Origin of the sequence: Pedobacter jeongneungensis (assembly GCF_039538295.1) — a bacterium.
Taxonomy (GTDB): Bacteria; Bacteroidota; Bacteroidia; order Sphingobacteriales; family Sphingobacteriaceae; genus Pedobacter; species Pedobacter jeongneungensis.
In genome coordinates this window covers 129,322-142,799 of record NZ_BAABBY010000007.1, presented here as the reverse complement: position 1 = coordinate 142,799, position 13,478 = coordinate 129,322, and the positions used below count along the sequence as shown (strand labels likewise).

Sequence of the window (13,478 nt, the reverse complement as noted above, 5' to 3'; positions counted from 1 at the left end):
TTTAACGGGGCAGTTTATAGAAAGATCTACAAACTGCCCCATTTTTAAAAATTGATATGATGATACATTCTGTAAAGCATTTTAAAAGTGTGGTTTTTGCATTTGCAATTGGTGTAATTGCATTGAGCTCCTGTTCGAAAAAGGGAGGTGATGATGGATTGGTTTATGTGCCTCCGGTACCAGCAGGGCCGCCGGTTGACAAAGGATGGGCTTTTGAATCGGCACCAACATGGGCTGATGAATTTACGAACACCGGTGCACCACTTTCTGGCAATTGGGATTACGATACCGGAGGTGGCGGTTGGGGCAACAACGAGCTTGAGTATTACACCAATACTACCAATAATGCCAGTGTTGCCAACGGAATATTAACCATCACTGCTAAAAAAGAGAACATGGGCGGCATGGCTTACACTTCATCGCGTATGGTAACCCGTAATAAACTCGATGCTTTATATGGCCGTTTCGAAATTAAGGCTAAACTGCCTGCCGGAAGGGGTACATGGCCTGCAATATGGATGTTGCCTACCGATCGTGCTTATGGCGATTGGCCTAAATCGGGAGAAATCGATATTATGGAACATGTAGGTTACGATCAGGACATGGTTCATTTTAGTACCCACAGCGAGGCGTATTATTTCAAAATCAATACCCAGAAAACCATTACCAAAAAAATTGATGGGGCAAGTACAGCTTTCCATTTGTACCGTGTAGACTGGACACCTTTTGCCATCCGCGGTTATTATGATGATGTAAAGGTATTCGAATTTACCAACGAAGGAACGGGTTATAAGGTTTGGCCTTTTGATAAACGTTTCCACCTGTTGTTAAATGTTGCTGTTGGGGGCGATTGGGGTGGTGCGCAAGGTGTTGATGAGACCATCTGGCCGCAAAAAATGGAAGTGGATTACGTTCGCTATTATAAAATGATTGAAAAATAAAATATGTTAGTTTGATTGTAAGGTCGCTGAGGATTCAGCGGCTTTTTTTATGCTTGACCGTACCGTGGTCTGTGTTCCACAGACTACCTAAAAAATCTTTAAGCGTTCATTTTAGCCACGGGGGCACTGAAAACACGGAAAATCCATGCAATTTATAACTCTGAGCGGAGTCGAGGGGTCTTTTTGATTACTTCTTACTACTCTACTCTACTCCTACTCTACTCCATGGTCTGTGTCCTCACAGACCATTTTGTCATTTCGAGCAGGGCTTCCTCCGTACCGTCATTTCGAGCGAAGCCGGGAAATCTGGCTTGAGTATATTTTCGAGATAGATATCTCCGCTCCACTGCGTTCCGGTCGAGATGAAGACCGCTTCAAAATGTCAGGCATAAAAAAACGGGGATCAATCATACCGACCTATCCCCGTCATCTAAATTAACGCTCTCATATATATAAACAACCAAAAAGGCGATTTATTATATTCGGTGTAAAATATTTTTTTATTTTTTTTCTGCAGCCTTTTTTGTCGAAGTTTTTGCCTTCTTTTCAACCGCAGGAGTTTCTTCTGTCACTTCTGCTTTTTTCTTTGCAGGTGCTTTTGCTTTCTTTATTTCAGCAACGGGTTCTTCAGCTACTTCAGTTTTCTTTTTTGCAGGAGCTTTAACTTTTTTAGCCTCAGCAGGAACTTCTTCCGCTACGGCTTCTTTTTTCTTCGCTGGTGCCTTGGCTTTTTTAGCCTCAACAACAGGGGCTTCAACAACCACTTCTTTAACTTCTTCTGCTTTAGGGGCATGGTTTTGTTGCAGGTAATTGGCCAAAACCTGCCTTAAATATACTTCAGGTTTAGGCATGTTGATAATTGTTCCAGGCTCTTTATCCTGCGATTGTTTAATATAAGCCGATTTAATTTTACCCCAATCTTTAGAGTAAAGTCTGATAAACATTTCTACAAATTGTTCATCCGTATATTTTTTAGGCAACCTACCCAGCACTGCCTGAATTTTTTCTTCTTTTTTATGTAATACCGCCATCGATTTTATTTTGCACAAAGATAGCCGAATTTTATCATTATCAGGTTTTTGCTTTTTTTGGCAACTTACAGAAGCACTTAAGCGCTCATCGCCTCTAAAACGGGCTCAGTTTTTCTGTTTTTCACCAATCTTTCGCGGTGCTTTAATCCCCATTCTCTCAACTCATTAATTACCTTATCCAGCGATTCGCTGTAAGGTGTTAGCTCGTAAGTTACCGTAACCGGAGTGGTAGAAAAAACCTTGCGCACCACAAACTCATTCAACTCTAAGTCCTTCAGCTCTTTTGATAAAATTTTTGGTGTAATTTCTCCCACCGATTTCTGGATTTCGTTAAACCGCTTCGGTCCTTCCTGTAAAGAGATAATTAAAGGAAGTTTCCATTTGCCGTTTAATACATAAAGTGCATCTTTTACTGCATTTAAACTTGCTGTACAGGCTTCTTTACTGCGGTGTTCTTTTGCTGGTCCCATCATGCAAAGATATATGCTTTCGTAAAGGATACTGCTATCCTTTTGGATACTAATATCTTTTTGATAGTAAAACGACATATTTATTAGATATCCGCAATATTCGACAAAGTGAATCAGGTGTTTTATCTAATTTGTGTTAATTCGCAGATCTTCACTGCATAGGATACAAAGTATCTATAAATCGATTTAGCTGTATTTGCAACAAATTAATTGATGAAATTTACACTTTCATATTTTTAGCTTAATTTGGGGGATGATGCGCACATTTACCAAATATTCAGCCCTGCTTTTAGTCGGGTCGATCGGTGTTTTAACCGCTTTTACCTACAAACCAAAACCTAAGAAAGTTGTAGATAAACGACCCAATATTATTGTAATTCTGGCCGATGATCTTGGTTTTTCTGATATCGGCTGCTATGGAGGAGAAATTAAAACGCCAAATATCGATTATCTCGCCAGTCAGGGTGTACGCTTCAAAAATTTTTACAATACTTCGCGTTGTTGCCCAACAAGGGCGGCTTTATTAACCGGACTTTATAACCATAATGCAGGTATTGGCGAAATGACTACAGACAGAGGTATAGAAGGATATCGTGGCGCCATCACCAAAAATACAGTAACATTGGCAGAGGTGTTAAAAGATGCGGGTTACAGAACGGCAATGTCGGGCAAATGGCACGTTTCCAATACCATTGAGCAGCCTACACCGCAAGCTCAGTTAGACTGGCTAAACCATAAAACATCATTTCCGTTGTTTTCTCCGATTGATCAATACCCAACCAGCAGGGGCTTTGAAAAATTCTTCGGCACACTTTGGGGAGTAGTCGATTTTTTTGATCCTTTTAGCCTGGTAAGTGGTACAACGCCTATTAAAGAAGTACCAAAAGATTATTACCATACTGATGCAATTAATGATACTGCTGCTACCTACATCCGCGAATTTAGTACAGGCGACAAACCTTTCTTCCTATATGTAGCGGAAAATGCGCCTCACTGGCCTTTACAGGCAAAGCCCGAAGATATCGCTAAATATAAAGATACTTACAAAGCGGGCTGGGATGCCATCCGCGAAGCGAGATATAAAAAAATGGTTGCCATGGGGTTGATTGATCCTAAAACGGCTCCTTTATCACCGCGGAAATCGACCCTGAAATGGGAGGATAACCCAACTAAAGCTTTTGATGAAATGGCGATGGCTGTGCATGCGGCTATGATCGATCGGATGGACCAGGGTATTGGCCGGATCATTAAAACTTTAAAAGAAACCAATCAGCTGGATAATACGCTGATTATCTTTTTGAGTGATAATGGCGCGAGTCCGGAAGATGCCATGCGTTACGGACCAGGTTTCGACCGGCCAAGTGAAACAAGAGCGGGAGAAAAAATTGCTTATCCCATTTACAAAAAGGTAATGCCGGGTCCGCAAACGAGTTATACCTCCATCGGACCAATCTGGGCAAATGTAGCCAATACGCCATATCAACTGGCAAAAGCACAATCGTACGAAGGTGGTGTACATACCCCAATGATTGCTTTCTGGCCAAAAGGAATCGCCGCGAAAAAAGGAAGTTATACCGATCAGGTTGGGCATGTAATGGACTTCATGACCACTTTTGTAGAACTGGCCAATGCGAAATATCCAGATAATTACAAGGGCAATACTATCAACCCAATGCAAGGACTAAGTTTGATGCCTGCATTAAAAGGAAAGGGATCAAAGGGGCACGAAACTTTATTTAATGAACATTTTAATGCAAGTTTTGTCCGTTCTGGCGATTGGAAAATGGTCAATTTATCTGATGATTCTACCTGGCACCTTTACAATATCAAAAATGACAAAACCGAATTGAATGATGTGGCCGCTCAACATCCTGATAAGGTAAAAGAATTATCTGCAAAATGGCAGGCCTGGGCGAAGGAAAATCATGTACTGCCTAAGCCTTAACGTCATCTCTACTGGAAGATAGTGGAATGGAGAGATCTGCACTGATAGATTTCAATCGCTGGACCTCCGAACGATGGAGCCGTAAAATCCGTGTTTTTCTGTGCATCCGTGGCGATTAAGAAAGTGTAACAATAAACTGATGGTCTTAGCGTGACGCTAAGACCAGTGAAAGAAAATCGTCGTCATTGCTATGCATGAAGCAATCTTAATGGGAATAGAAGGTTGCGATCGTTGTAAGGTTGCTTTGCCGAAAAAAAAGAAACATGCAGACAGCAGAAAAAGCCTCTTCGCAATGACAACTTTTGGAATAGTCTTAGCGAGACGCTAAGACTAGTATGTATTTTTTGAGAGTGTAACGCTATACAGATGCCGCCAATACTTCAATAATCTTATCCGTATCACCAACTTCGCCCAACCGTGGGAAAATGCGCTTTACACTATGTTCGTGCGCATCTGCGTTTGTATCTGCAATTGCGTCTTCTGCAAAAGTAATGTTGTAGCCATGTTCGCTAGCTGCCCTTGCCGTTCCCTCTACACCCACACTGGTAGAAATGCCAGCAAGTACAATTCCGGTGATGCCTCTTTTTTTCAGTTCAGCATCCATCTTTGGATTTGTAAAAGCATTCCATGCATTTTTAGTAATGAAGATGTCATCTTCAAGGGTTTCGATTTCCGGTGCAATTTCGAACCACTCTTCTGGAAAGCTGGTAAATTTTGCATTGGCATCTGTACGTAAATTATTGAGCAGCGATTTGGTTGGATCAACATTTACCACCACAACAGGCAGATTTGCCTTGCGAAATGCCGAAACTAACGCTGCAGCCTTTGTCAGAATTTCGTTAACGGGTTTTGCGACAGGAAATTGTAAAATTCCTTTCTGTAAATCGATTAAAACTAAGGCTGTTTTTTTATCTATCGAAGTAATCATTGTTGTATTGATTTAAATTAAACTTTTTCTAATTCGAGTTGGTTAATTTCTGGCTTGATAACGGTGTTTTTAATTTCTTCTTTCCGGAGTTTCCGGTATAAAAATGCACCGATGATGAGGGCAATTGCACCTTCCAGTAAAACGGTATCAGGTGTGCCAATCCATTGGGAAATACCGCCTACAAGCAATCCGCCCAACGGTTGCATGCCGAAAAAAGCCATGGCATAGAAACTGATTACCCGGCCACGCATTGATGGATTGACGGTAGTTTGAATCAGGGTATTGCTAATGGTAATCTGCGACATCATGCCGAAGCCCGAAATAGTAGCGAAAACCAATGCGATGGGATAGTAGGTGGTGTGTGAAAACAAAATCAGGCCTAAACCAAAAATCAAAGTATTAACGGCGAGAATTTTCCGGAGGTTTCTTCCTGGTTTTAACGATGCGAGAAAGATAGCGCCAGAGAAAGCACCCAAACCAATCACACTATCAATTACCCCGAAAGTTGATGCCGTACCTTTAAATATATCTTTTGCATAAACCGGAATGAGTGTACTAAAAGGTAAAACCGTTAAACTAATCAGCGCAAGCATAATCAGAATAATGCTGATGGATGGCGTTTTTTTGATGTAGGCAAAACCTTCTTTCAGCTCTTCCATTACATTTTTAGTGCTTGGTTTGGAAATATATTTCGGCAGTTTCATCATCAATAATGAACCGATAACCGCAATAAAACTTACTGCATTTAATCCGAAACAAATGTCATCACCAAATTTTTCTAATGCCAGTCCCGCTAAACCCGGGCCGATTAACCTCGATAAATTTACCATCGATGAGTTTAAAGCAAGTGCATTGGGCAAGTCCGCTTTATCATCAACCATTTCGTAAACCAGCGATTGCCTTGCAGGAACATCAAAGGCATTGATCAGTCCGAGTAAAGCACTTAAAGCAATAATTTCCCATACCGAGTAGTGCCTGAAGAAAATGAGGAGGGTTAGCAGTACCGCTTGTACCATCGAGGCAATTTGCGTAATCAGCAATAATTTGTATCGGTTGTACCGATCGGAAGCCACTCCACCCAAAAACGAAAAGATAAACGAAGGGAACAGACTGGCGAAAAGCGTTAAACCCAGCATAAATTTGGAGTGGGTTTCTGAATAGATTACCCAGCTTACGGCAGTTTTCTGCATCCAGGTTCCGATCAGGGAAATGGATTGTCCGCCAAAGTATAAGCGGTAATTCCGGCTTTTAAAGGCATTGAAGGTACTGATTTTCATAGCTTAATATTCAACCAGTTTGACCAGCGGACCAATTGCTGCCTTTAAAATTTCCTGTTCCTGCGCATTGCATACCTCTGCAATGGCTTTGCTTAACCATTCATCACGCTCGTTACGTACCTGCCGGATCATTTCTTTTCCTAATGCTGAAATGGAAAGATATATTTTGCGCTTATCGGTATCAGAGGGGGTTTTATCAATCAATCTGAGGGAATTTAAATGGGTAATTACCTGTCCCATGGATTGTGGCGTTATTTTTTCAATCACAGCCAGCTCTGCAGCCAAAAGGCTTTGATTTTCTAAAGAAACCAATACAGCTCTTTCGGTTTGCGATAATGGGGTATCTACAGGCGAAAGTTTGCGCATTTTTCTAACCAGTCTGGTTAAAACCGGGCGGAGCTGCGTGGCGATATCATGACTATTTTTTGCACTCATATTTGTAAGTAAAACTTATAAGTTTACCTTACAAATATACGCCTCTTTATTTAAGAAATTATATTTTTTTAAAAATCGACACAGGATTTACAAATACATTACTTTTTCCAGCCCTTCTGCATCTTTTTATAAGCTTTTTTACTGATTTTCGATTTCTTTTTTGATCTCGATTTACCTTTTTTCTTTCGGGCATTGATGTTGTTCACCAGCGAATTTTTAACGCCGAGCTTGTTTTTCTTGCCCTTCTTTTTACCTTTTTTATTTTTGTCTTTTTTCTTTGCCTTTGCCATAATATATTAAACTGATTACCATAATTTAACATTACATCACCTAAAAAAGTTCCGATAAAAATTAATGAGCTTTTCAACAAAGTAAATTGAGCCTTTTAGCAAAGCTTTCCCATGCTGTTCAACCTACCTTTGATTTATAAAATGATAGAAAAATGAAAAAAGTTTGGTTTATAACAGGCAGCTCCCGCGGACTGGGACGGAGCCTGACAGCACAGGTACTGGCAAAAGGCGATTTGGTTGCGGCAACAGCAAGAAATATCGAAGCTTTAAATGATTTTGTAGAAAAATATCCCGGTCAGGTTCTGCCGGTCACTTTAGATGTTACCGATTACGATCAGGTACATTTAGCAGTAGAAGCAGCGATAGAACATTTTGGTAAAATAGATGTATTGGTAAATAACGCCGGTTTTGGGATTATTGGAGCTGCAGAAGCTTTTACAGCGGAACAGGTACGCAGTCAGCTGGAAACTAATTTATATGCACCCATCGAGATAACCCGCGCGGTATTGCCTTTTATGCGCAAGCAACGTTCGGGCAGGATTTTGCAGATCAGTTCGGTAGGTGGCCGTGTGGGTAATGCAGGGTTGAGCATGTATCAGGCCGCGAAATTTGGCTTAGGTGGCTTTACCGAAGCATTGGCTAAAGAAGTAATAGATTTAGGCATTTATGTTACGAGTGTAGAACCAGGTGGTTTCCGTACCGATTGGGCTGGCGATTCGATGACATACGCGCCTGCGGTAGAAGGTTATGAAAATTCGGTTGAAAAACGTTCTGATCTCTTTAAAAGCGGCAATTTTGTGCCAATGGGCGATCCGGAAAAGGCTGCAAAAGTAATGCTTGATCTGGTAGAAAGCCCTGAGCCACCTGTGCACTTGGTGTTGGGAAGTGAGGCTATTGGCCTGCTCAAACAGACTGATGCAGTTAGAACTGCCGAAATGGAAAAATGGATGGAGGTGAGCTTATCAACAGATCATGATGAAGCAGAGAATTTTTTAGCCACTGATCTGGGTAAATCTTTTATAAAGAATTAAGTTTTAGCCACGGAGGCGCAGATTGACACTGATTATTTATAGACTTGTTCTTTCACTCGTTTTGTCATCCTGAGCGAAGTCGAAGGATCTTTGCTACAGTTAAGATTGCGACTATTATGTCGCCACGGAGACACAGATTTGTAAGTAGATAAATTTCTCTGTGTTTTCTGTGCCTCCGTGGCAATAATAAATATATTAACCACAGATAAAAAGGATGAACACAGATGACGTATTGCATGACTAAGATCTGTGTTTATCTATGTGCACCTGTGGTAAAAAATAGTAAGCCAGGCAAGTGGGGTAACACATAGTAATATTAAGATCTGTGTTTCCCGCGCATCCGTGGGGATTATGAATAGCGCTAGTAGAAACTAATCTGTGTCCATCCGTGGTTAAAAAGTACATCAAATCTCCTTAAAAACCTTAAATTTGATCAACATGCCAAATCAACTCAAACGTCCGGATATCATGTTTTCCTGTTATGCCCAAAAAAGCAGCGAAGGTGAACAGTTTATCCCCAGCCATTCGTTAGGATTGGTGATTGCGGGTACTTCGGAGATATTTATAGGCGGAGAGAAATTTACTTTTTCGGATGGCGATTTCCGGTTTTTCAGGCGTAACCAGTTGGCCAGATATACCAAATATCCGCCAGCCGGTGGAGAATTTAAATCGATCAGCATCAATATCAGTCAGGAGATTTTGCAAAGCATCAGCAGCGAATATAACCTGCAGATGGAAAAACCCAACCATGATCTTAAAGGTTTAGCACTTGAGAATAACAGTTTGTTAAAAAACTACATCGATTCTTTATGGCCTTACCTGGATGGAAACAGTGCCGCTAATCAGGCTTTGGTCGATTTAAAAGTTAAAGAGGCGGTAATGATTTTACTGCAAACCAACCCGGTATTAAAAGATGTGCTTTTTGATTTCTCTGAACCGGGGAAAATTGACCTTGAAGCCTATATGAATGCCAATTATAAATTTAATGTAGATATTAACCGCTTTGCTTATTTAACCGGAAGGAGCTTAGCTACCTTTAAAAGAGATTTTGAGAAAATTTTTAACCTTTCTCCTAACCGCTGGTTACAGAAAAAACGGTTAAACGATGCCTATTACCTGATTACAGAAAAAGGCTGGAAATCGTCGGATGTGTACCTTGAAGTGGGTTTTAAAGATCTTTCGCATTTTTCTTTTGCTTTTAAAAAAGCTTTTGGTAAGGCGCCATCGCGGGTAGGTGTTTAAAAAAGAATCCCGCTTAAGCGGGATTCTTTTTAAGATCTAAAATCCAAATTTATATTTAATATAATCCCAGCTCGGCAAGGGCAGCAAACTGAAGTCCGTCATATGCAGAATTGGCAATAATTTTAAAATACCTTAGCGATTTAGGCGTACCAAAACTAAAATATTGTGCGCCGTTTGTATTTGCGGCCACGTAATTATTTACCGAAGTAAAATTGGTGCCATCGGTACTGGTTAATACCTGAAAGTTTTTAACTGCCCTTGATAAGCCGCTGCGCTGGGTTAAACTTAATCCATTTGCTGTTTTTAGTGATCCAAGATCCACCACAATGGTATGCGGATAGCTGGTTGCAGCACTGCTCCACCTCGAATGCCAGTAAGTGGCGGCACTGCCATCAATTAATTTACTTGCCCTTCCGTTTACCGTGCCTTCGCCGCTGGTTTCTTCCGAGCTGAATGAGGCAATAGACCATCCGGTTTTGCTCAGTTCGTTCTGCGTACTAAATGTTAAAACAGGTACCCCGCCGGCGAAAGTGTAATTATATACAGTTTCGGTTACGGTTCCATTTTCGTGCACCAGTTTTACCTTTAATTCGTAAGGGATACCGTCCGATTTGTATTGCAGGTCAGAAATTGGCATTTCAACATAAAAGCTATCCAGTCCGATTGATTTTGACTCCCAGGTAGTTGCATTATAATCATGATTTACCCCGGTACCTTCATTATTTACATTCGGATCGTTGTAATACACAATGCTGTTTACTTTTACATTGGCAGAATATTTTCCTGAAACAACAATTGCACCTTTGGTTGATGAATAGCTGGCATGTATTTTATCAATAGATGCAGTAACCGCACCATAATAGGTTTTATTATCATTATTGAAAATCTGGTTCACATTTAAAATTGCGGCATCGGTAGCGGTTAAAAAGGTAGGCGATTTACCCAGCGTTCCGTTACCTGCCCACATTAAAGCCATGCCCAGTGTCGAATTTTCTGATACTTTCTGGCAATTGTGCGGTAAATTTAAACCGTGGCCCAGTTCGTGCATCATGCCACCAAACCATACGCTAAAACGGTTACCCTCTGTATCCGTTTTTCCCAGGTTTTTAATGTCCATACCTTCATAATCGAGTGCATAACACCATCTGCCGGTTCCATAAAACGGACCGCCGCTTGGTGTACCATCAGACTGGAAACTATATCTTGGAATAATAACCAAAGTATGGTCGCTGGTTTTTTCTGTAGGGTGGGCAGCAAAGTAAGCGTTGATCTCGCTGGCTACTGCACCGCTTCCGCCTGAATAAGGGTAACTGCTTTTTGGTAAATTTCCCCGGATGAGGATAAATTTTACTAAACCGTTACTGGTATCAGGCAATAAACCAAAGGTTTTAGCGCCATAACCGTTCCTTTGCATTTCGCCTTTGTACCAGTTTTGGCCCCAAAGCATTAAATCGCCTAATCTTTTTCTAAAACCGGCAAGTGTATCCAGGTCGTTAGGTACAAAATAGATCAGGTTTAGGTTGTGTGTTTGTGTAATCAGATTAGGGTTTACCAGTGAGGATTTGTTCTTTAATGCCGGTGAAATTTCCTGGTTTTCTGCGATCTGGTTTTTCCGACAGGCTGTGCCTAATCCTGCAAGTAATATGCAGGCATAAAGGGTAATTTTTTTCATAGTTTTTTTAAGGTTAGGTTTTTTAAGGTTGATTAGGTATAAAGGGATTTTAGATTTCCGGGATATGCGAATTAACAAATTAACGGGTACGAAAAATGCGTTTATGTAGATTATGAAACCATAAGTGATTGTGTTAGATTTATTTATTGTTAAATCAAGATAATCACAATTGAGAGGGAGTAGAGAAAGAAACTCAGCGCAAACGTTTGATGATTTTTTTTGAAAATCGGAATGGAAAGTTTGAAAAACGGCTATTTCTATTGTTAAAGCAATTTTTGAGGATAAGTTTGACCTTAAATTTTAATCAATATCCTGAAAATGTGCAAAAGTTGGGCTGTACAGCTAAAAAGACAAACGTTTGTTCAGATTTTTACAAGCAAGTAGTGATCAGGAGATAAGTAGTTTTGGAAAAACCTTACAAACTTAAGCCCGATTGTACGGATGCCGTTTTTATCGGAATATTTTCTTTTTCGTAGAATTAAAAACGGCAGGAGGGAAAGCGGGACTTCAGGCTGCCACAAGGAACCGGACTGCTCACTTCCAAAAAGGATAAAAGATATTTTTTAGGAAAGCAGAACCCACTGCTTATCGGTTACATCAGTCCTGCTTTCCTTACAGCTTTAATGTAGGTGCCTGATCCAAATAAACTGCGCCAGCTTTCATCCAATCAGGTTTATTTTGGTACGGTGGGTGCAGAACAGACCTTAAAAACTTAAGCCCGATTGTACGGATGCCGTTTTATCGGAATATTTTCTTTTTCGTAGAATTAAAAACGGCAGGAGGGAAAGCGGGACTTCAGGCTGCCACAAGGAACCAGGCTGCTCACTTCCAAAAAGGATAAAAGATATTTTTTAGGAAAGCAGAATTACTGCTTATCGGTTACATTAGTCCTGCTTTCCTTACAGCTTTAATGTAGGTGCCTGATCCAAATAAACTGCGTCAGCTTTCATCCAATCAGGTTTATTTTGGTACGGTGGGTGCAGAACAGACCTTACAAACTTAAGCCCGATTGTACGGATGCCGTTTTATCGGAATATTTTCTTTTTCGTAGAATCTAAAAACGGCAGGAGGGAAAGCGGGACTGCAGTCTGCCACAAAGAACCGGACTGCTCACTTCCAAAAGGATAATAGGTGTTTTTTAGGAAAGCAGAATCAATGAGTATCGGTTCTGCTTTCCTTATGGCTTTAGATTTTAAACTTTTTTAGGAGGAAGATCGAATGCAATGGCTTCATGCTCGAAATGGCCATTGTGTGCGCCATCGCAAAAAGGCTTATTTTTTGATAATCCGCAACGGCAGATCGAAAGTACTTCTCTGCCCTGTAAGCCATAAACGTTTCCGTTTCTATCTACAATTTCGAAATCGCCCTCAATTTTAACAGAGCCGTTATTGTTAATGGTAAGTTTTGTTTTAGACATGTTTTGTTTGTTATGCCGCAAAACTAAGCCATTAAAACCGCAATTTTTTTACTGATTTCTATTTAGAAACATTCTCTCTTATGCCTGTAAAGCCTCTTTTTTAATTACATAGGCAATCATATCCGTTCTGATTTCGAAACCCAGTTTCTTGTAAAGTTTAATGGCAGCTTCATTATCCTTGCGTACATGCAGAAAGGGAATTTCGTTACGAAGTAAAATCCTCTTAATCTGTTCCTTTAAGATTTTAAAGGAATAGCCTTTTCCCAAATGATCGGGGTGGGTACAAACCGCGCTTACTTCGCGGTAAGGACTAGGGAAAAACCGGTGACCAGCCATAGAAGCCAGTTTCCCATCCACAAAGATGCCGATATAATTGCTCAATTCTATAGTTTTGGAAAGGAAAGGGCCTGGTTTTGTTAATTCTACAAGTTCAATCATTTCGGCAACATGTTCAAGATCAAGGTCTGTAAGTTTAACCTCATCTTCATCTGGAATTTGTGTGCCCCGAAAAATAAACTGGAACATATTGATATGGGTCAGTAATTTCCACTGTTGAGGAATTTCTACTGGTGTTTTTGCGAAAAAGACAAACAGGCTATCCGGCTCACTGATCTGATAAAGTGTATCTAAATTCTCCTGCGAATTATCTTTTAAGCCTGCGAAAGCTGTAATATCTTCGGTGTAATATTTTACCGTTTCTACACCTTTTGCATGGTGAGCATGGCTGGATGATAAGGCATAATAAATCGGATTATCCAATACGTGTTCCATGCCGCAAAGATATTAAAAGCTAAATCAG

13 protein-coding genes are annotated in these 13,478 nt (G+C 40.5%); 4 read left to right on the top strand and 9 right to left on the bottom strand.

Annotated elements, in window-relative coordinates:
* Window positions 1-56: 56 nt before the first annotated feature.
* Entirely contained in the window at window positions 57-941 is an 885-nt protein-coding gene (locus tag ABD769_RS14860) for a glycoside hydrolase family 16 protein (RefSeq protein WP_344852193.1), read from the top strand.
* Window positions 942-1,441: 500 nt separating this feature from the next.
* On the opposite strand, the gene ABD769_RS14855 is transcribed toward ABD769_RS14860, so the two are convergent.
* Together ABD769_RS14855 and ABD769_RS14850 are read right to left on the bottom strand one after the other, a co-directional pair.
* On the bottom strand, window positions 1,442-1,972 hold the full coding sequence (locus ABD769_RS14855) for a hypothetical protein (protein WP_344852192.1): 531 nt from the start codon (window positions 1,970-1,972) through the stop codon (window positions 1,442-1,444).
* Between the two features lie 77 nt (window positions 1,973-2,049).
* Window positions 2,050-2,520, bottom strand: a complete 471-nt coding sequence (locus tag ABD769_RS14850; RefSeq protein ID WP_344852191.1) for a winged helix-turn-helix transcriptional regulator — start codon at window positions 2,518-2,520, stop codon at window positions 2,050-2,052.
* A gap of 175 nt (window positions 2,521-2,695) precedes the next feature.
* Here ABD769_RS14850 and ABD769_RS14845 point away from each other — a divergent pair, with 175 nt between their 5' ends.
* The gene (locus ABD769_RS14845; RefSeq protein WP_344852190.1) at window positions 2,696-4,387 is read left to right on the top strand and encodes an arylsulfatase; all 1,692 of its coding nucleotides are present in this window, start codon (window positions 2,696-2,698) and stop codon (window positions 4,385-4,387) included.
* Window positions 4,388-4,745: 358 nt separating this feature from the next.
* On the opposite strand, the gene ABD769_RS14840 is transcribed toward ABD769_RS14845, so the two are convergent.
* The 4 genes from ABD769_RS14840 to ABD769_RS14825 all read right to left on the bottom strand — a co-directional run bounded on the left by ABD769_RS14840 (window position 4,746) and on the right by ABD769_RS14825 (window position 7,317).
* Window positions 4,746-5,315, bottom strand: coding sequence for an isochorismatase family protein (locus tag ABD769_RS14840; RefSeq protein WP_344852189.1), 570 nt, complete (start codon window positions 5,313-5,315; stop codon window positions 4,746-4,748).
* 17 nt (window positions 5,316-5,332) lie between these two features.
* On the bottom strand, window positions 5,333-6,592 hold the full coding sequence (locus tag ABD769_RS14835) for an MFS transporter (protein ID WP_344852188.1): 1,260 nt from the start codon (window positions 6,590-6,592) through the stop codon (window positions 5,333-5,335).
* A gap of 3 nt (window positions 6,593-6,595) precedes the next feature.
* Entirely contained in the window at window positions 6,596-7,027 is a 432-nt protein-coding gene (locus tag ABD769_RS14830; RefSeq protein ID WP_344852187.1) for a MarR family winged helix-turn-helix transcriptional regulator, read from the bottom strand.
* Between the two features lie 98 nt (window positions 7,028-7,125).
* Window positions 7,126-7,317, bottom strand: a complete 192-nt coding sequence (locus ABD769_RS14825; protein ID WP_344852186.1) for a hypothetical protein — start codon at window positions 7,315-7,317, stop codon at window positions 7,126-7,128.
* A gap of 152 nt (window positions 7,318-7,469) precedes the next feature.
* Between ABD769_RS14825 and ABD769_RS14820 the strand changes: the two genes are divergently transcribed.
* Both ABD769_RS14820 and ABD769_RS14815 read left to right on the top strand, forming a co-directional pair.
* Entirely contained in the window at window positions 7,470-8,348 is an 879-nt protein-coding gene (locus ABD769_RS14820) for an oxidoreductase (RefSeq protein ID WP_344852185.1), read from the top strand.
* A 438-nt stretch (window positions 8,349-8,786) separates the two neighbouring features.
* The gene (locus ABD769_RS14815; RefSeq protein ID WP_344852184.1) at window positions 8,787-9,590 is read left to right on the top strand and encodes a helix-turn-helix domain-containing protein; all 804 of its coding nucleotides are present in this window, start codon (window positions 8,787-8,789) and stop codon (window positions 9,588-9,590) included.
* Window positions 9,591-9,645: 55 nt separating this feature from the next.
* On the opposite strand, the gene ABD769_RS14810 is transcribed toward ABD769_RS14815, so the two are convergent.
* The 3 genes from ABD769_RS14810 to ABD769_RS14800 all read right to left on the bottom strand — a co-directional run bounded on the left by ABD769_RS14810 (window position 9,646) and on the right by ABD769_RS14800 (window position 13,450).
* Complete coding sequence (locus ABD769_RS14810) at window positions 9,646-11,262, bottom strand: discoidin domain-containing protein (RefSeq protein ID WP_344852183.1); 1,617 nt, start codon at window positions 11,260-11,262, stop codon at window positions 9,646-9,648.
* A gap of 1,192 nt (window positions 11,263-12,454) precedes the next feature.
* Window positions 12,455-12,679 carry a CDGSH iron-sulfur domain-containing protein gene (locus ABD769_RS14805; RefSeq protein WP_010600649.1) on the bottom strand — a complete coding sequence of 75 codons (225 nt, stop codon included), beginning with the start codon at window positions 12,677-12,679 and terminating at the stop codon, window positions 12,455-12,457.
* A gap of 78 nt (window positions 12,680-12,757) precedes the next feature.
* Window positions 12,758-13,450 carry a GNAT family N-acetyltransferase gene (locus ABD769_RS14800; RefSeq protein WP_344852182.1) on the bottom strand — a complete coding sequence of 231 codons (693 nt, stop codon included), beginning with the start codon at window positions 13,448-13,450 and terminating at the stop codon, window positions 12,758-12,760.
* Between the last annotated feature and the right edge of the window lie 28 nt (window positions 13,451-13,478).